This window comes from Nonomuraea polychroma, assembly GCF_004011505.1.
Taxonomy (GTDB): Bacteria; Actinomycetota; Actinomycetes; order Streptosporangiales; family Streptosporangiaceae; genus Nonomuraea; species Nonomuraea polychroma.
The window spans coordinates 9,258,125-9,275,681 of sequence record NZ_SAUN01000001.1 but is presented as its reverse complement, the minus strand read 5'-3'; the positions used below and the strand labels follow the sequence as shown (position 1 = coordinate 9,275,681).

General features: G+C 71.5%; 15 protein-coding genes. 10 read left to right on the top strand and 5 right to left on the bottom strand.

The features are described from left to right. Positions 1 to 18: 18 nt before the first annotated feature. Both EDD27_RS42645 and EDD27_RS42640 read right to left on the bottom strand, forming a co-directional pair. Positions 19 to 678, bottom strand: coding sequence for a response regulator (locus EDD27_RS42645; protein ID WP_127937628.1), 660 nt, complete (start codon positions 676 to 678; stop codon positions 19 to 21). After that, complete coding sequence (locus tag EDD27_RS42640; protein WP_127937626.1) at positions 675 to 1,808, bottom strand: sensor histidine kinase; 1,134 nt, start codon at positions 1,806 to 1,808, stop codon at positions 675 to 677. Before EDD27_RS42640 ends, EDD27_RS42645 begins: the two co-directional genes overlap by 4 nt. Positions 1,809 to 2,021: 213 nt before the next feature. On the opposite strand from EDD27_RS42640, the gene EDD27_RS42635 reads away from it, so the two are divergent. The 9 genes from EDD27_RS42635 (at position 2,022) to EDD27_RS42595 (ending at position 12,967) form a co-directional block, all read left to right on the top strand. Further along, positions 2,022 to 2,411: a hypothetical protein gene (locus EDD27_RS42635; protein ID WP_206641903.1), complete on the top strand. Its 390-nt coding sequence runs from the start codon at positions 2,022 to 2,024 to the stop codon at positions 2,409 to 2,411. Continuing rightward, a complete protein-coding gene (locus tag EDD27_RS42630; protein WP_127937624.1) occupies positions 2,408 to 3,868 on the top strand; it encodes a multicopper oxidase family protein in 1,461 nt (486 codons plus the stop codon). The genes EDD27_RS42635 and EDD27_RS42630 overlap by 4 nt, the downstream gene beginning before the upstream one ends. 11 nt (positions 3,869 to 3,879) lie before the next feature. After that, positions 3,880 to 4,251 carry a nuclear transport factor 2 family protein gene (locus tag EDD27_RS42625; protein WP_127937623.1) on the top strand — a complete coding sequence of 124 codons (372 nt, stop codon included), beginning with the start codon at positions 3,880 to 3,882 and terminating at the stop codon, positions 4,249 to 4,251. 42 nt (positions 4,252 to 4,293) lie between these two features. Further along, positions 4,294 to 6,606: a xanthine dehydrogenase family protein molybdopterin-binding subunit gene (locus tag EDD27_RS42620; protein ID WP_127937621.1), complete on the top strand. Its 2,313-nt coding sequence runs from the start codon at positions 4,294 to 4,296 to the stop codon at positions 6,604 to 6,606. 22 nt (positions 6,607 to 6,628) lie between these two features. Further along, on the top strand, positions 6,629 to 7,333 hold the full coding sequence (locus EDD27_RS42615; protein WP_127937619.1) for a DUF2267 domain-containing protein: 705 nt from the start codon (positions 6,629 to 6,631) through the stop codon (positions 7,331 to 7,333). 169 nt (positions 7,334 to 7,502) lie between these two features. Further along, positions 7,503 to 7,970 (top strand): ATP-binding protein, encoded by a 468-nt coding sequence (locus tag EDD27_RS42610; protein ID WP_164904036.1) that lies wholly within the window; start codon positions 7,503 to 7,505, stop codon positions 7,968 to 7,970. A 116-nt stretch (positions 7,971 to 8,086) separates the two neighbouring features. Next, positions 8,087 to 9,436, top strand: a complete 1,350-nt coding sequence (locus EDD27_RS42605; RefSeq protein ID WP_127937615.1) for a polysaccharide lyase domain-containing protein — start codon at positions 8,087 to 8,089, stop codon at positions 9,434 to 9,436. Positions 9,437 to 9,571: 135 nt separating this feature from the next. Then, positions 9,572 to 11,779: a polysaccharide lyase 8 family protein gene (locus EDD27_RS42600; protein ID WP_127937613.1), complete on the top strand. Its 2,208-nt coding sequence runs from the start codon at positions 9,572 to 9,574 to the stop codon at positions 11,777 to 11,779. A 150-nt stretch (positions 11,780 to 11,929) separates the two neighbouring features. Next, positions 11,930 to 12,967, top strand: coding sequence for an endo-1,4-beta-xylanase (locus EDD27_RS42595; protein WP_127937611.1), 1,038 nt, complete (start codon positions 11,930 to 11,932; stop codon positions 12,965 to 12,967). A 1-nt stretch (position 12,968) separates the two neighbouring features. Here EDD27_RS42595 and EDD27_RS42590 read toward each other — a convergent pair whose 3' ends face one another. Then, positions 12,969 to 13,787, bottom strand: coding sequence for a patatin-like phospholipase family protein (locus tag EDD27_RS42590; protein WP_127937609.1), 819 nt, complete (start codon positions 13,785 to 13,787; stop codon positions 12,969 to 12,971). 102 nt (positions 13,788 to 13,889) lie between these two features. Between EDD27_RS42590 and EDD27_RS42585 the strand changes: the two genes are divergently transcribed. Next, the gene (locus tag EDD27_RS42585; RefSeq protein WP_127937607.1) at positions 13,890 to 14,360 is read left to right on the top strand and encodes a VOC family protein; all 471 of its coding nucleotides are present in this window, start codon (positions 13,890 to 13,892) and stop codon (positions 14,358 to 14,360) included. Between the two features lie 42 nt (positions 14,361 to 14,402). Here EDD27_RS42585 and eno read toward each other — a convergent pair whose 3' ends face one another. Further along, positions 14,403 to 15,677 carry a phosphopyruvate hydratase gene (eno, locus tag EDD27_RS42580; protein WP_206641902.1) on the bottom strand — a complete coding sequence of 425 codons (1,275 nt, stop codon included), beginning with the start codon at positions 15,675 to 15,677 and terminating at the stop codon, positions 14,403 to 14,405. Positions 15,678 to 16,138: 461 nt separating this feature from the next. Next, complete coding sequence (locus EDD27_RS42575; RefSeq protein ID WP_127937605.1) at positions 16,139 to 17,272, bottom strand: amidohydrolase family protein; 1,134 nt, start codon at positions 17,270 to 17,272, stop codon at positions 16,139 to 16,141. Positions 17,273 to 17,557: the final 285 nt, after the last annotated feature.

Sequence of the window (17,557 nt, the reverse complement as noted above, 5' to 3'; positions counted from 1 at the left end):
CCTCATTCCATCACGCGATCAGCTGCGACGGGGAGTGACGAGGCCGGACTCGTACGCGAACACCACGAGTTGCGCGCGGTCACGGGCGTGCAGCTTGGTCATTGCCCTGCTGACGTGCGTCTTCGCGGTGGTCGGGCTGATCACCATGTGGGCGGCGATCTCGTCGTTGGACAGGCCCCGGGCCACCAGAGCGGTCACCTCGCGCTCACGGTTGGTGAGCACGTCGAGCCCCTCGGGCGCGGGCTCTGGGCGGCGGGAGACGTACTCGCCGATCAGCTTGCGGGTGATCGCGGGGGAGAGCAGCGCGTCGCCGCGGGCCGCGACCCGGACGCCCTGCAGCAGGTCGGCAGGCTCGGTGTCCTTGACCAGGAAGCCGCAGGCCCCGGCGCGCAGCGCGTTGAAGACGTATTCGTCGAGACCGAAGTTGGTGAGAATCACGACGTGGACACCGGCCAGCCGCTCGTCGGCGGCGATGCGCCGGGTGGCCTCGATGCCGTCCATCACCGGCATCTGGATGTCGACGAGAGCCACGTCAGGCCGGTGCTCCAGGGCGAGGGCGACGGCCTGCTCGCCGTTCGCCGCCTCGGCCACCACCTCGATGTCGTCCTCGACCTCCAGCAGGGCGCGGAAGCCGCCCCGGATGAGCGCCTGGTCGTCCACGAGCAGCACGCGGATCACGGTGTCTCCTTCAGCGGAAGCTCGGCGCGTACGGTGAAGCCGCCCTCGGGGCGGGGCTCGGCCCGCAGCCGGCCGCCGAGCGCCGCGACGCGCTCGCGCATGCCGAGCAGGCCGACGCCGGGCACGGGCGGTGCGTCCGCGCTGGCTTGCCCGTCGTCGTCCACCTGCACGACCAGCTCGTCGCCTGCGTAGTCGACGCGCACCGACGCCGTGGCGCCGCCCGCGTGCCTGGAGACGTTGGTGAGGGCCTCCTGGACGATCCGGTACGCGGCGTTGTCCACCTCGGCGGGCAGCCGGCGACGTACGCCGGAGATCGTCACCGTGGCCGGCAGGCCGGTCGAGCGGGCCCGCTCCACCAGATCGTCGAGCCGGTCAAGGCCGCTGGCCGCGGGCTCGCCGTCGGAGTCGCGCAGCACCTCAAGAGTGGCGCGCAGCTCCCGCATGGCGTCGCTGCCGGCCTCCTGGATGGCCAGCAGCGCCGCGGGCACCTCCTCGCCGCGCTTGCGCGCCAGGTGGACGGCGACCCCTGCCTGCACCTTGATGATGGAGATGCTGTGGGTGAGCGAGTCGTGCAGCTCCCTGGCGATGCGCAGCCGCTCCTCGCCGGCCCGGCGCCGCGCGACCTCCTCGCGGGTGCGCTCGGCATCGGCGGCCCGCTGCTCGGCCTGCTCCAGGTACGCCTGCCGGTGCCGGGTCACCGTCGCCCCCACGCCTGCCGTGAGGAACCAGCCCACGAGCAGTGTGGTGGTCTGGAGATTCCGCCCGGACACGTCGGCGTTGGGCAGGTTCAACGCCAGGCTGCCGCCCAGGAACGCCACGCTCGCCAGCGCTGCGGGCAACCGGTGGCCGGCCCTGACCGCGGCGAACACCGACACCAGTACGGGAAAGGCGGACGGCGGGCCCGGCTGGGCGTGCGCCGCGTACACGAGCATGCAGGCCGTGCTGACGACCAGGGACACCAGGGGCGCCCGGCGCCAGGCGACGAGCACGAGCGACCCGGTGACGACGGCCGCGAGGTCGAGCGCTCCCGCGCCCGGCGTGTCTGCCACGGTGACCGACAGCGCGGCGGCCACCACCACGGCGAGCAGGCCGTCCTTGACGAGCGGCGGCCACCGGTCCAGATAGCTCATCTCTGCAGATTAGGGTCTTCTCCCGCGATGATCCTCCGTTGGAGGGCGTATTCCGTCGCTACTCCCGGCGAAGTAGTCCCGTAGATCGTGATCCCGACGTCGTACGGGCAGAAGCCTTCTCCCGCATGACGACCGCTGACCGGCCGGAACACCACCATGTGCGGATATGGACACCGAAACCCTCATCACCAGCGCACCCGCAGGAGAACCGACATGACCGTCCAGACCGTCGCCCCCGTTTCCTGGACCACCCAGGCGCTCCGGGCCGTGGCGGCCCTGCACGTCGTCGCCCTGCTGTTCCAGGCGGTGACGGCGGGGCTGCTGCTGTCCTCGCCCGGCGGCCGGGCCCTGCACATGACCTCGGGCGTCGCCCTGGTCATCATCGGCCTGCTGCACCTGGTCGTGGCGATCCTGGTGTGGCGGCCGGGCGGGGGGTCGCCGCGGTTCATCGCCCCGGCCGCGTTGTTGCTCGTCTTCACGATCGTGGCGGCGATCCTCGGTGTCGCGCACGTGAAGACCGTTCACCTGCCGCTCGGGGTGCTGCTGTTCGGCGGCGGCGTCATGCAGCTCAGCAGGGTGCTGGGCAGACCGGGCCCGGCATGAACCCGTCCAGACGGGACGCGCTGCGCCTGCTCGGCCTGGGCGCGGTGGCGGTGGCCGCGGTGCCCGGCTGCTCGCTGCTCGCCGGCACCCCGCAGCCGCAGCTCCTGGCCAGTGCGGCGCCGCTGCCCAAGCCGTACGCGGTGCCGCTGCCGGTCCCCGAGGTGGCCAAGCCGGTCCGGAGCGCCGGCGGGGCCGACTTCTACGAGCTGGCCGAGCAGGCGGCCGACGTGGAGGCGTTGCCCGGGCTGCGTACCCAGATCTGGGGATATGGCGGGCAGTTCCCCGGGCCGACCATCGTGGCCCGCAGCGGTCGCAAGACCGTCGTGAAGCTGGTCAACCAGCTCGGCGTGCCGACCGTCCTCCACCTGCACGGCGGGCACACGCCACCCGAGTCCGACGGCTTCCCGACGGACCTGGTGGCGCCGGGGGCCGCGCGCGAGTACGTGTTCCCGCTGGAGCAGCGGGCCGCCACGCTCTGGTACCACGACCACCGCATGGACTACACCGGGCCGCAGGTCTGGCGCGGGCTGGCCGGCATGTTCCTGGTACGCGACGCCGAGGAGGAGGCGCTGCCGCTGCCCGCCGGGGAACGTGACCTGCCGCTGCTGATCTGCGACCGGTCGTTCGCCGCCGACGGCAACCTGCTCTACCCGGCGCTGGGCGACCGGCCCGGGGTGCAGGAAGGGTACATGGGCGGCGTGCTCGGCGACGTGATCCTGGTGAACGGGGCGCCGTGGCCGGAGCTGCGGGTGGCCAGAGCCCGCTACCGGCTGCGGTTGTGCAACGGCTCCAACGCGCGCGCGTACGAGCTGGCCACCGGCGGCCCGATGATCCAGATCGGCAGCGACGGCGGGCTCCTGAGCGCCCCGCGCACGGTGCGGCAGTTCCGCCTCGCCCCGGGAGAGCGCGCGGACGTGATCGTGGATTTCTCCGCTTACAAGCTCGGCCAGCACGTCGAGCTGCGGAATCTGGCAGGGGAGGGTCCGCAGGCGAGGGTGATGCGGTTCGCGGTGGACCGGGACGAGTCCGACGACTCGGCCGTGCCGCAGCGGCTGTCCACCGTCGAGGCGCTCGACCCGGGCAAGGCCACGGTGACGCGGGACTTCGAGTTCAGCAGCGGCAGCATGCACGGCGGCACCGGCTGGCTGATCAACGGGCGGCCGTTCGACCCGAAGCGCATGGAGGCCAGGCCCAAGCTCGGCGACGTCGAGATCTGGCGGCTGACCAGCGATGTGGCGCATCCGGTGCACCTGCATCTCGACCACTTCCAGGTGTTGTCGGTCAACGGCGAGCGACCGGCCGGGCCGCCGGAGTGGAAGGACACCGTCGAGCTGCGCGACGCGCAGACCGTCGAGATCGTCACCAGGTTCACCGGCTACCGGGGGCGCTACGTACTGCACTGCCACAACCTCGAGCACGAGGACATGGCGATGATGGCGAGTTTCGAAGTCGTATGAAGGGGATCAGTATGCCCATCGACCTGGCGGAGCGTTTCCACGCCTTCCTCACCGAGATGCCTCAGGAACTGGGGTTAGGGAACGAGGATGCCGCCGCCATCATCGACCGCTACTACGTGCCCGAGATCGAGTACTGGAACGACGGCATCTGCCTCGACCGCCAGCGCCTGATCGACCACGTGAAGCCGGCGCGCAAGAACGGGAAGAGCCTGCGGATAGACGTGCACGAAAGCCTCGTGGGCGAGGACGTGGCCGCGGCGCGCTACACGTTGCAGGCGGGTCTGCGCCAAGGCAAGACGATCACGATGGAGATCTATCTGTTCGCCCGGTACGCCCCCGACGGGCGCGTCCGCCGGGTCGACTCGATCACCCGCACAGTGTGACCCGTATGGACCGTTCACCGGACGGCGCTCACAATCGGGGCCATGGGAGACGCGTACGTCGGCGCCAGGACGCCGCGCAGGGAAGACGCCAGACTGCTGACCGGCCGCGGCAGGTACGTCGGCAACGTCCGCCTGCCGGGCGCTGCCCACGCGTACGTGGTCCGCAGCCCCATCGCCCACGGCCGGCTGCTCGGCTGTGACACCAAGGCGGCCTGGGCGGCCGAGGGCGTGCTCGACGTGATCGTCCCGGCCGACGCGGCCGGCATGCGCCTGCCCTGTGTCAGCGTGGCGCCAGGCCAGCAGATCACGGAGTATCCGGTGCTGGACGAGGCGATCAGGTACGCCGGCCAGCCCCTCGCCGTCGTCGTCGCCCGCACGCCCGAGGCCGCCAGGGACGCCGCCGACCTGGTAGAGCTGGAGCTCGACGAGCTGCCTGCCGTGGCCGGGATGGAGCGGGCGCTGGAGGGCGACGCCCCGCTGCTCTATCCGGACTGGGGCACCAACGTGCTCACCGACTTCACGCTCGGCGACGCCGACTGCTGGGCGGCCATCGAGGAGGCCGAGCACGTGGTGGAGATGACGTTCCGGATGGGCCGGGTCTCGCCGTACCCGATGGAGCCGCGCGGCGTGGTGGCCTCCTACGCCGACGACGAGCTGACCGTCCACACCTCCACCCAGGCGCCGCACCACGCCCGCGAGCAACTGGCGGACGCGCTCGGGCTGGCCCACGACCGGGTACGCGTGATCGGCGGCGACATCGGAGGCGGGTTCGGCGGCAAGGAGCACGTCTACCCCGACGAGGCGCTCATCTGCCTGGCCGCCATGCGCCTCGGCCGCCCCGTGTCCTGGATGGAGTCGCCCGGCGACCGCCTGCTGGCGACGCTGCCCGCGCGGGCCGCCGTGCACCGGGGGCGGCTGGCGCTCGACGGCGACGGGCGGTTCGTGGCGCTGCAGGTGGACGTGCTCGGCGACATCGGCGCCCACCCGTCGAACGTCGGCGTCTCGACCGCGGCGGTGACGGCCACGTTGTTGCCGGGACCGTACCGGTTCGACCGGGTCGCGGTACGCGTGCGCGGCGTCGTCACCACCACCACGCCGACCGGCTCCTACCGGGGCTTCGGCCAGCCCGAGGGCACGCTGACCAGGGAGCGGCTGATCGACGAGGCGGCACGCAGGCTGGGCATCGACCGGGTCGAGCTGCGGCTGCGTAACATGCTCGGGCCTGAGGACCTGCCGTACACGACGCGCGTCCACACGCCCTACGACTCGGGCGACTACCCCCGTGCCCTGCGTACGCTGCACCACCTCGCCATGCCGGTGGAGAAGGACGACGGGCGCAGGCGCGGGATCGGTTACTCCTGCCACGTGGAGAGCACCGGCATGGGTCCCTCGATGGACCTCAAGGCCACCGGTTTCCTGGCCGGCGGATACGAGACGGCGGTCCTGCGCATGGAGCAGGACGGATCCGTGGTCGTCTCGGCCGGGGTGGTGCCGATCGGTCAGGGCATCGAGACGGCGCTGGCCCAGCTCACCGCCGACCGCGTGGGGGTGCCCATCGAACGGGTGCGGGTGGTGATGGGGGACACGGACACGACGCCGTACTCGGGGATCGGGTCGATCGCCAGCCGGGCGCTGGCGGTCGGCGGCGGGGCCGTCATCCAGGCCGCCGCTCTGCTGCGGGACAAGCTCGTGGCCATCGCCGCCCACCGGCTGGAGGCCGCGCCCGCCGACCTGGAGATCGCCGACGGCGCCGTGCGCGTGAAGGGCGACCCGCAGGCGTCCGTGACGCTACGCGAGCTGGCCACGTCCGCGTGGCGCGGCTGGGACCTGCCGGAAGGGGTCTCGCCCGGGCTGGAGGAGCGGGCCAGCTACGACCCGGCCGCCTACACCTACGCGTACGGAGCGCACGCGGCCGCCGTGGCCGTCGACCCGGAGACCGGGGCGGTCGAGGTGGAGCGCTATTGGGTGGTCAACGACGCCGGCGTGCTGGTGAACCCGGCGGTGGTGGAGGGCCAGATCCATGGCGGCGTGGCCCAGGGCATCGGCGAGGCGCTGACCGAGGAGATCGTCTACACGGAGGACGGCCAGCCGATCACCGACTACTTCCTGCCCACCACGAAGGAGATCCCGGACATCCAGGTCGTGATGCTGGAGACACCCTCGCCGATCACACCGGGCGGCATGAAAGGCGTCGGCGAGGCCGGCACGATCGGCCCGCCCGCCGCCATCGCCAATGCGGTCGCCGACGCCCTCCCCGAGATTGCCGACAAGATCACCGACGTGCCGCTGACCCCGTCCTGGCTGTGGTCCCTGCTGGAGGTATCGAAGGCCCAAAGCTGGGCACGGAACGCCTGAGCGGCAGTAATCGGGGGAAATCATGGAATATCGGGAGCTTCTTGCTGCCATCGGCCGCATGACGGGGCTTGACGCGGGCCCGGCCAGAGCCGCCGCCGAGGCCACGCTGACCACGCTGGCACGCACGCTGGAGGACGAAGACCGGCAACGGCTCATCGAGGCGCTGCCACCCGAGCTCACCGACGACTTCCCGATGGATCACCCGCGTAGCGACGGCACTGAGGAGGGCTTCGTCCGCCAGGCCGCCCTCCTCGGCCACCGCCCGCCCGAGCAGGCCAGGCTCAGAGCGCAGGCCGTGCTCGCCGCGGTGGCCGAGCAGGACCCCGAGCTGGTGGCCAGGCTGCACATCCCCGAGCAGGTCCGCGGCCTGTTCCGGCCGCCGGAGAGCGGCGGCGGCATCACCGGGCCCAAGGGCCACAGCGCGCCGCTGACCGCGGAGGAGATCAGGTCCGCGCTGCGCGTGCTGCCGCAGTGGAGCGGCGACCGGCACGCGCTGCGCCGGGTCGTCTCCCTGCCCGTGGAGAACCTGCGTGCCATCCGCCACGCCCTGGAGAAGCTCAAGCTCACCTACGGCCGGGCGCCGCACCTTGAGGACACCGCCGACGGGTTGGAAATCGTGGTGTGCACGACGTCCGCGGATGCCGTGACCGCGCTGGACGTGGAGCTGGCGACCAGGGTGGACGAGGTCATCGAGGAGATGGGCGCGGGCATCGCCGGTCCTTCATGACACCGTGCCGCGGGGCCGCATAGAAAGAATGGCGATTTTCTTGCCGAAGATTCGACCCGAACGGCTTTCTCGTGCGTACAAGTTTCGACAGCCGCGTACGCCAACCGAGAGGCAGGCACTCTTGTTGAACGAGACGCGCATTAGCTGCCCCGCACCGGAAAGAGACGCCATGACCACGCTGCGATCAGCTCCTCGGAGCGGGATCCAGTACGTATGGCCGCTGCGCGAGGATGCCCGGACTGTCGGTCACGCAAGAGCGATCATTCGTACGGAATTGTCAGCCCTTACCCTTTCCGCCGATGTCGTCGATGACGCCGCGCTCATGGTGAGCGAATTGGTGACAAATGCCTTCATGTACGGCGACGCTCCCTACGAACTGATGCTTCACGTGGACGCCAAAGAGATCATGTGCGTCGTCGTGGACAGCAGCCCGATCCTGCCCGTCCCGTCGCCCCACGACCTTGGCGCCGAACACGGGCGCGGCCTGCGGATCATCGCCCGGCTCTCCGACGGCTTCTACGGCTGTCACCCCCAGCGCTACGCCACCCACCCCGGCCTCGTCGGCAAGGCCACCTGGTTCGCCCTGCCCCGCCAGGGTGTCCAGACCAACGTGGTGCCGATCAGGCCAGGAACTTGACTCCGGGTTGACTTTGACGTCGGGAGTTCCATAAAGATCACCGGCTAGCGTTTCAGCCGCCGAGTCCGGGGATGATCTTCGTCGCGTGACGGGGACCCGGCCGTTCTGGAGGCTGAATGTCTGGCTGGAACCTGCGTGCCGGTGCCGCGCTCGCGACGATCGCCCTCTCCGCCACCACGCTTGCGACGGGATCCGCGAGCGCCGCCGCCGGGACCGTCTACTACGTGGACGCCGTCAACGGCGACGACGCTGCGGCGGGCACCTCGCCCGCCACCGCGTGGAAGAGCCTCGCCAAGGCCTCAGCGGCGCCGCTCGCCCCCGGCGGCAAGCTGCTGCTGCGCCGCGGCAGCACGTGGCGGGGAGAGCAGCTCAGACTCGCCCGGTCGGGCACCGCCGCCGCGCCCATCGTCGTCGGCTCCTACGGCCGCGCCGCCGCCGCCCGTCCCGTGATCGCCGGGCACGCCGAGGCCTGCGTCAGCCTGGAAGGCGCCCACATCGAGGTCCGCAACCTGCAGGTCGGCCTGACCGGTGACGGCGTCCGCTGCTCGTGGGCCGGGTTCGAGGTGACGGGCAACCACAACGTCATCGCGCGCAACCTCATCACCGGCGCCGCCGCCGGCGTCTACATCGCGCCGAAGGTGCGCCACACGGCGGTGACGGCCAACGAGTTCGTGGACAACAACCACATGAGCCAGCTCACCCCGAGGGAGGTGAACCCCAACGACGACTCGGGCGCGTTCGCGATCCTGATCCAGGGTGACGAGTCCGACATCGGCTGGAACAAGATCCGCGGCTCGATGGCCTTCAGCTACGACTACGGCATGGACGGCGCGGCCGTGGAGATCTTCCTCGGCTCGCGCAACCGGGTGCATCACAACATCGCGGTGGACAACGAGACCTTCACCGAGCTCGGCACCAGCAAGGAGATCAAGGACAACGGCCGCCCGGCGGACCCGGACGGGACCTCGGGCAACGTCTTCGAGTACAACCTGATCACCGGACCGCAGACCCATACCGGGCTGGTGACCAGGGGTCCGCGGCAACCCGGGTCGCCTCCGGACCCGAACGGCCCCGTGCTGGCGACCGCCTTCCGCAACAACACCGTGTACCTGACGCACCCCGAGTCCCAGGGCGTCGTCTGCGACGCGGGCTGCACCAATGCTCACCTGTCGATGTCGCAGAACATCGTCCATGCCGTGGTCAAAACCGCCTACGGCCCCGACGTCACCGACAGCCACCACAACGTGTTCTTCGCGGCCCGGCAACACCAGATGGGCGGCACGGACAACGTCACGGCCGATCCGCTGTTCGCCCTCGGCGACGCCACCCACCCGCTGCGCCCGCGCGCCGGCAGCCCGGCCATCGACCTCGGCGTGACGTCGTTCGGCCGCGTGGACGTGACGGGCCGCACCATCGACACCACCGACGGCCCACCAGACGCGGGCGCCTACGAATTCAACAAGTAACTCCAACCACCGCCCCCGCCCGCCACCCCTCGGCCGCGCGCCGCCACGGCCGCTCGCCGGACGCGACCGTGCCACGGCCAAGCGCTGCATGGAGCACCCGTGCAGGGCAGGCGGTCCATGCCGATAATCGATGACGTGCACCGGCGATCGTTCCTCCGGCTCGGCGGCGTGGCCGCAGCCGGGGTCATCGGGGCGTTGGCCCAGGCGGAGGCCGCGCACACGCCCGACGACTCCTTCGTGCGATTACGCCGCCGGTGGCGGGAGGTCAGCGCGGGCTCCGGCTACGACCCGGCCGCGAAGCCGTACGTGACGTGGCTGGCCGGGCTGGGCCGGGCGGCCACGCGGTACCGCGACACGATGGCCCCCGCCCGCACCTGGCTCTGGCCCGACCAGGCGTTCCCGTCCTTCATGGCGACGCCGCGGCGGCTGCGGGGCATGGCGCACGCGTACGTGCTGGAGGGCACCGGCCTGACCGGCGACCCGGCTCTGGCCGCGGCCGTCGCCAGCGGGATCGACCACTACCGGCGCCACGTGTACGCCGCCGGAGCCGACCCCGTGGGCAACTGGTGGCACTGGCAGATCGGCGTGCCCAGGGCGCTGCTGGACGCCGCCGTGCTGGTCGGCCTCGACGAAGAGCGAAGCGTGGCCCTGCGGGACGCGGTGGACCACTTCGTCCCCGACAGCCGCCTCGCCCGTTACGGCGGCACCAGCACCGGCGCCAACCGCGTGGACCTGTGCCTGGTGATGCTGCTGCGGGCCATGCTCAGGTCAGACCCGGGCAAGGCGGACCTGGCGGTCGCGGGGCTCGATCCGGTGTTCCGCTACGTCGGCGAGGGTGACGGGTTCTACCGGGACGGGTCGTTCATCCAGCACACGTACGTCCCCTACCAGGGCGCCTACGGGGTGACGTTGCTCTCGGGGCTGGCCACGATGTTCGCGGTGCTGCGCGGCTCCCCGTGGGAGGTGACCCACGAGATCGTGTTCGACGCGGTGGAGCGGTCGTTCGCGCCGTTCGTACGCGACGGGGCCTGCATGGACCTGGTACGCGGGCGCGGTGTCGGCCGACGGCCCTTCGGCGACCACGAGAAGGGCCGCGAGACAGCCGCCGCGATCCTGCTGCTCGGCGACGTGGCCCCGGTCGCCTACCGTGCCCGCTGGCACGCCATGGTCAAAGGCTGGGCGGTCCGGAACACGTACCGGCCGATGCTGGAGCACCGCGAGCCCGCCTTCCACGCCCGCCTGGCGGCGATCATGGCGGACGACGCCGTCCCCGCCGCGCCCGAGCCGGTCGGGCACCGGCTGCTGCCGATGAGCGCCAGGGCCGTGCACCGGCGGCCGGGCTGGTGCGCGGCGCTGAGCATGGCCTCCCACCGGATCGGTCACTACGAGCACGGCAACGGCGAGAACCTGCGCGGCTGGCACACCGGCTCGGGAATGCTCTACTGGTGGGCGGACGGGCACGGCGACCAGTACTCCGACTCCTTCTGGCCCACCGTGGACCCCTATCGCCTGCCGGGCACGACCGTCTCCACGCAGCGGCTGCCGGACGGCGCCGGTGAGGGATGGGGCGACACGTGCACGCCGTGGCGGTGGGTGGGCGGGGCCACGGACGGCCTCCATGCCGCCGTCGGCCAGCACCTCACCGGGCTGGAGAGCACGATGGAGGCGTTCAAGTCGTGGTTCTTCCTCGACGACGCCGTCGTCTGCCTGGGCGCGGGCATCACCTGCGAGGACGGGGCGCGGGTCGAGACGATCGTCGACAATCGCCGCACCGGCGCCCCGCTCGCCGTCGAGCCGGGCTGGGCCCACCTCGACGGCCACGGCGGCTACGTGGTCCAGGGGGCATTGCGCACGGTGCGCGAACGCCGTACCGGCGGCGGCGTGGCACGCGACTATGTGACGCTCTGGCTGGACCATGGTGTGGACCCCCGCTCGGCCGGCTACGTCTACATGCTGCTGCCCGGTGCGAGCCGGGCGGAGACGCGCGCCAGGGCCGCCGACACCGGCTGGCTGCGGGTGATGGCCAACTCTGCCGGGCTGCAGGCCGTCCACGTCCCGTCGCTGGGGCTCACGGCGGCGAACTTCTGGACCGCCGGAGTCGCCGGCGACCTGGCCGCCTCCGCACCCTGCGCGGTCCTGGCCCGCGAGCACGGCGACGGCACGGCCACGCTCACCGTGGCGGATCCCCGGTGCGGCCTGGACGAGCTGGCCGTGACCTGGTCCCGCCCGGTGGCCTCGTTGGTCAGCGGGGACGCCCTCCTGACCGGCTCCACCTTCACGTTCAGGGGACTCGCCGAGCGGGAGGGCGCCTCCATCACGGTCACCGTGCGGCTCAGCCTTTAGGCCGCTCGTCCGGTGTGCCGCCCCCCGGCAGCACGACGAGGACCTCCCGCCACCGGAGGTTCAAGGCCTTGACGAAGGAGCCCGCAGCGCCTAAGTTCCCGGCCACGGCGAAACATATCGTTACGCCCCCGAAACTTTCGGAGGTCTTCGGTGAAGTCCCTGATCATCGCCCTGGCGCTCGTCGCCGCCGTCCCGCTCCCCGCCCACGCCGAGCACCGCACGCCGCGTGACCTGCGCGAACTCGCGTACCAGAACGGCATCAGGATCGGCAGTGCCGTCAACATCGCCGCCCTGCGCGACGAGGCCGACTACCGCAAGGTGCTGAACCGCGAGTTCTCCCACGTCACCGCGGAGAACGCGATGAAGTGGGAGTCGGTCGAGCCGGAGCGAGGCGTCTTCACGTGGTCCGACGCCGACGCGCTGGTCGACAACGCCCGCCGCAACAACCAGAAGGTGCGCGGCCACACCCTGGTCTGGCACAACCAGCTGCCGGCGTGGCTGACCAGCGGCGTCGAGAACGGCACCATCGACGCGGCCGAGCTCAGGGAGATCCTGCGCGACCACATCACCACCCAGGTACGCCGCTACAAGGGCAAGATCAGGGCCTGGGACGTCGTCAACGAGGTCGTCAACGACGACGGCACGATGCGGCAGAGCATCTGGCTCACTCACCTCGGCCCCGGCTACATTGCCGACGCCTTCCGCTGGGCCCACCGCGCGGACCCGCACGCCAGGCTCTACATCAACGACTACAACCTGGAATGGAACGCCCCCAAGATCGAGACCACGTTCTCGATCGTCAAGGACCTCCAGGCGCAGGGCGTCCCGATCCACGGCATCGGCTTCCAAGGCCACCTCGGCATCCAGTACGGCTACCCCGGCGACTGGGCGAACGTCATGAGCCGCTTCGCCGACCTGGGCCTGGAGGTCGCGGTCACCGAGCTGGACGTGCGCATGGAGCTTCCGGTGACCTCCGAGAAGCTGGCCACCCAGGCCGACTACTACCGCCGGGCGCTCACCGACTGCCTCGGCGTCAAGGCCTGCCGCGAGTTCACCGTCTGGGGCTTCACCGACCGGCACTCGTGGGTGCCCGGCTGGTTCGAAGGCGAGGGCGCGGCCTGCCTGTTCGACGAGAACCTGGCGCCGAAGCCGGCCTACCACGCCCTGCTGGGGGTGAAGAAGGCCTAGCTCACGCCCAGAGCGCCGCCACCCGATCGGTGGCGGCGCGCCCCTGGGCGTAGCCGGCCTGGGCGCTGGGCGTGCGTACTTCGGGGGCGAGCGGGTCGGCCCCGAAGGCGGCCAGCGAGGCCTCGTCGGGCTCGATCACCTCGACCGCGCCGCCGAGCCCGGCCCAGGAAGGCTCGCCCAGGTCGGGCATCGGCGCCAGCACCAGCACCCGCTCGAACCCGGTGGCGAGGTCGGCGTTGGTGATGGAGCGCACGCCGCCGTCCGTGTACGGCACCCCGTCGATGCGCACGCACGGCCACACCCCCGGCACCGCGCAACTGGCCGCCACCGCGTCCACCAGCTCCACCCCGGAGCCGGGCGTGAAGAGGCGCGGCTCGCCGGTGCGCGCGTCCACCGCCACGATCATCAGATCGCGCTCGGGCCACCGGTGCTCGGGCAGCCTGGCCTCGATGACCGCCCGCCGCCTGGCCTCGCTGACCGTGGACGCGCCCAGCGCCAGCTCCCCGAGCCTGCGCCGCTGCTCGGCCGGATCGGGCGTGCTCTCGTAGATCGTCTGGAACGCCGCCCACAGCTCGTCCATGTCCACCCCGCTCGGCAACTCGGGCGTCTGCAGCGCCGGATCCGTCTGCCGCGCGAGCAACTCGGGGAGCGGCACGCCGCTGGTGATCTGGGCGCCCACCGCCGCGCCCGCCGACGTGCCGACGATCCGGTCGGCCGTCGTGACATCCACACCGCCGTCGGCGAGAGCGGCCAGCACGCCCGTGGTCCAGGCGATCCCGGCGACCCCGCCGCCCCCTAATACCAGCGCCCGCTTGGCCATCGATCCTCCAAAAAATTTCCCCGCGGCCGTGTCGATCCGGCGGGGACACGTTCGACGCGATTGATGAGAGAGCAGATTCACGCTAGTCGAAGGGATCGCGTCATGCAGAAGATCACCACGTACCTCTGGTTCGACAACCAGGCCGAGGAGGCCGCGCAGTTCTACACCTCGCTCTTCGCCGACTCCCGCATCCTGGAGGTCCAGCGCTACCCGGAGGGCGCGCCGGGCCCGGCGGGCACGGCGATGATCGTCACCTTCGAGCTGGCCGGCCAGCGGTTCATCGCGCTGAACGGCGGCCCGCAGTTCACGTTCAACGAGGCCGTCTCGCTGTACGTCGACTGCGAGTCGCAGGAGGAGGTCGACGAGCTGTGGGCCAAGCTCACCGACCGCGGCGAGGAGTCGCGGTGCGGCTGGCTGAAGGACAGGTGGGGCCTGTCCTGGCAGATCATCCCGCGCCGCCTCAGCGAGCTGCTGAGCGACCCCGACCCGGCCAGGGCGCAGCGTGCCATGCAGGCCATGCTGGGCATGCAGAAGATCGACGTCCAGGCCCTGGAGAAGGCCGCCGCGGGCTGACCCGCGCGGGGTGGCCGGTGAACGATCATCGGCCACCCGCCCTCACCCTTCGCCCAGCCCGTACGGCAGATCGGGCCGCTGGGCGGCGATGTGCATGAGCCGGTTGTACTTGATCACCCGTTCCCCGCGCGCCGGCGCGCCCGACTTGAACTGCCCGCATCCGCTGGCCACCGCCAGCTCGGCGATGAAGTCGTCCACGGTCTCGCCGGCGCGGTGCGAGACCATCCGCGCGTAGTCGTGCTTGCGGCACACCTCCATCGCCTGCAACGTCTCCGTCACGGTGCCGACCTGGTCGACCTTGATGAGCGCGGCGTTGGCGATCCGCGCGGCGATGCCCTGCTCGATGACGGTGGGGTTCGTGACGAACACGTCGTCGCCGACCAGCTGCAGCCGCTCGCCGAGCCGGTCGGTCAGCTGCCGCCAGCCCTCGGTGTCGTCCTCGGCCAGGCCGTCCTCGATGCTCCAGATCGGGTAGTCAGCGGCGAGCTCCTCGTAGAGCTCGATCAGCTCCAGAGTGGACAGGCGCTCGTCCGCCACCTGGTACGCGCCGTCGCCGCGGCGAAACCGGGAGGCGGCCGGGTCCAGCGCGATGGCCACCTGGTCGAGGCCGGGCGTGTAGCCGGCGCCGTCAATGGCCTCCACCAGCGCGGCCAGCACCTCGCGCGGGTGCGTGAAGTCGGGCGCGAGACCGCCGTCGTCGCCCTGCCCGGTCGGCCGTCCGGCCGCCGCCAGGTTCCCGTGCAGGACGGCGTAGATCTCCGCCCCGGCCCGTACGGCCTCGGCCATGGAGGGGGCACCGATCGGGGCGATCATGAATTCCTGGAAGTCGAGCTGATTGGAGGCGTGCAGGCCGCCGCTGACCAGGTTGAAGTGCGGCACCGGCAGCCGCGGGCGGACGGTGTACGGGGTGAGGAACTCCCACAACTGCTGCCCCTGGGAGGCGGCCACGGCCCGCGCGGTGGCCATCGACACCCCTACGGTGGCGTTGCCGCCGAGCCGGCTCTTGGCGGCGGTGCCGTCCAGCTCGATCAGAGCCTGGTCGACGTCGGCCAGCGAATGCCACGGCCGGCCCTTCAGCCGGTGGAAGATGGAGCCGGTGATGCCGGCCGCCGCCTTGGTCACGCCCGCGCCGCCGTACCGGCTCATGTCGCCGTCACGTAGCTCGACCGCCTCCTTCGAGCCGGTGGAAGCGCCGGAGGGCACCCCGGCCCAGCCGGTCGCGCCGCCCGCCAGGGTGAGCGTGACCGACAGGGTGGGGCGGCCGCGCGAGTCCAGGATCTGCGTGGCGCGCAGGTCGATGATGTGGAACGCGCACAAGGCTCCTCCTGAGGGTGCGTCTCGGTCGTTTTCGACGGTGTCATGGGCTTTCCCGTACACAAAGGGCAAATCCAGCTCACTTGGCGACGGATTGTCGGTGGGCGGCCCTGTGCCGGGGGACATGACGAACGTCGGGGACACGGTTCGCGCGGCGATAGACGCCGGAGGACGCCACTGCTGTCGTGACGCTGCTGAGCGCATACGAGGACGCGCAGCGCCGGGAGCTGCCCGCATACCTGGCGCTGCTGCGTGACACCGGGACCGAGCCGCCCGAGCACGACCTGCTCTCCCGCCCGCCTGGGTCACGGTCGCCCGCATCGCGGAGCCGGCGGCCATCCGCTCCTGGAGGACATGAGGCCGCGGCAGTTCGGGGGCCGAAGGGGTGGCAGGCCGCTGCGCGGCGACCATGCGATGCCCGCCACCCTGAGCGCACCAGGCTCGTGGCCTGCGCGCCCGGCCTGCTAGACGGCCTGGGTGACGAGACGCCCCATCCGGTAGACCGCCTGCGGACGCCGCAGCGCGGTGATGTCGGCCAGCGGGTCGCCCGCCACGGCCAGCAGGTCGGCGTCGAACCCGGGCGCGATCATGCCCTTGCGCTCGTTCACCCGGCAGGCCCGCGCCGCGACCGACGTGATCGACCGCAGCACGTCGATGGCCGCGTACCCCTGCTCGACCAGCATCTCAGCCCCGTACGGCAGCACCCCGTGCGGTTTGGGCGGCCCGATCCCCGCGTCCGTCCCGATGACGAAATCCACCCCGGCGGCATAGAAGGCGCGCAGCGCCTCGGCCATGCCGGCCATCCGTTGCTGGATGCGCGGTGGTGGCGGCACGGGGCTCGGCGCCATCCCGGCCGTGAGGGACACGACGACGTCGGCGGCGGCCAGCCGGGCGATCAGCCCGTAGTCCACCTCGAAGGAGTCCTCGGTGAAGAACCCGCAGTGCTCGATCGAGTCGAACCCGGCCTCCAGCGCCTGCGCCACCCCTTCCGCGCAGTGCGCGTGTCCGGTGATCGGCAGACCATGCGCGTGCGCCTCGTCGGCCGCCGCCTTCAGCTCGGCGGGGCCGTACTGGAGCACGTGCGAGTGGGAACCGGCGGTCATCTCGCCGCCGGTCACCATCATCTTGATCACGTGTACGCCATGCGACGCCCGCTGCCGCACAGCCTCGCGCACCCCTTGTTCGCCCGCCGCCTCGCCGCCCAGGAACCAGCAATGCCCCTTGGGCGTGGTGATCGGCGGCCCCGCGGACAGGATCTCCGGCCCGTCGAGCCCCAGCCCGAGTCCCAACGCCAGGTAGTCCCGGTCGCCCAGGTCGCGCACCGTGGTCACGCCGGCCGCCAGGTGCTGCCGGGCCGCCGACCGCATACGCTCGGCGAGACCCGGCTGCTCCAGCGTTCCCACAACGTCGAGGCCGGCGTCGAAGGCCAGGTGGACGTGGCAGTCGATCAGCCCGGGCAGCAGCGTGGCATCACCCAGGTCGATCGCCTCGGGCCCGTCGCCGGTGACGTCGGCGACGCGCCCGTTCTCGACGAGCACCACGCGGTCGTGGTGCATTTCCCGGCCGTCGAAGAGGCGGCGAGCACGTAACGCGAGCATGCCGCCACCGTCATACGGGCCCGCCGGAAACGCATGAGTATGCCCTACTCAATTTCAGGGGCGGGGGGACAGCGATGCCGCCGTAGCGGTCCCAGCCTTTGGAGATACGGTCGTAGTACTTGGCGGCCTCGGCCGCGTCCCGGACCCAGTCCCGCTCGCCGCTGGCCGCTGGCCGCTGGCCGCTGGGGGCCCGCGAAAGCGGTGACATCCCACCGCGTCGCGGGAATCGAGGAGGCCGGATCCTCCGCAGGATGTGTGGCACCTGGTGCCAAGGGTCCGTGGATG

What these genes read in the sequence shown, in the direction of transcription:
- EDD27_RS42625 (WP_127937623.1), top strand. Translation starts at nt 3,880, where the DNA reads ATGCCCATCGACCTGGCGGAGCGTTTCCACGCCTTCCTCACCGAGATG.
- EDD27_RS42620 (WP_127937621.1), top strand. Translation starts at nt 4,294, where the DNA reads ATGGGAGACGCGTACGTCGGCGCCAGGACGCCGCGCAGGGAAGACGCC.
- EDD27_RS42590 (WP_127937609.1), bottom strand. Translation starts at nt 13,787, where the DNA reads ATGGCCAAGCGGGCGCTGGTATTAGGGGGCGGCGGGGTCGCCGGGATC.
- EDD27_RS42615 (WP_127937619.1), top strand. Translation starts at nt 6,629, where the DNA reads ATGGAATATCGGGAGCTTCTTGCTGCCATCGGCCGCATGACGGGGCTT.
- EDD27_RS42575 (WP_127937605.1), bottom strand. Translation starts at nt 17,272, where the DNA reads ATGCTCGCGTTACGTGCTCGCCGCCTCTTCGACGGCCGGGAAATGCAC.
- EDD27_RS42640 (WP_127937626.1), bottom strand. Translation starts at nt 1,808, where the DNA reads ATGAGCTATCTGGACCGGTGGCCGCCGCTCGTCAAGGACGGCCTGCTC.
- EDD27_RS42630 (WP_127937624.1), top strand. Translation starts at nt 2,408, where the DNA reads ATGAACCCGTCCAGACGGGACGCGCTGCGCCTGCTCGGCCTGGGCGCG.
- EDD27_RS42635 (WP_206641903.1), top strand. Translation starts at nt 2,022, where the DNA reads ATGACCGTCCAGACCGTCGCCCCCGTTTCCTGGACCACCCAGGCGCTC.
- EDD27_RS42605 (WP_127937615.1), top strand. Translation starts at nt 8,087, where the DNA reads ATGTCTGGCTGGAACCTGCGTGCCGGTGCCGCGCTCGCGACGATCGCC.
- EDD27_RS42585 (WP_127937607.1), top strand. Translation starts at nt 13,890, where the DNA reads ATGCAGAAGATCACCACGTACCTCTGGTTCGACAACCAGGCCGAGGAG.
- EDD27_RS42610 (WP_164904036.1), top strand. Translation starts at nt 7,503, where the DNA reads ATGACCACGCTGCGATCAGCTCCTCGGAGCGGGATCCAGTACGTATGG.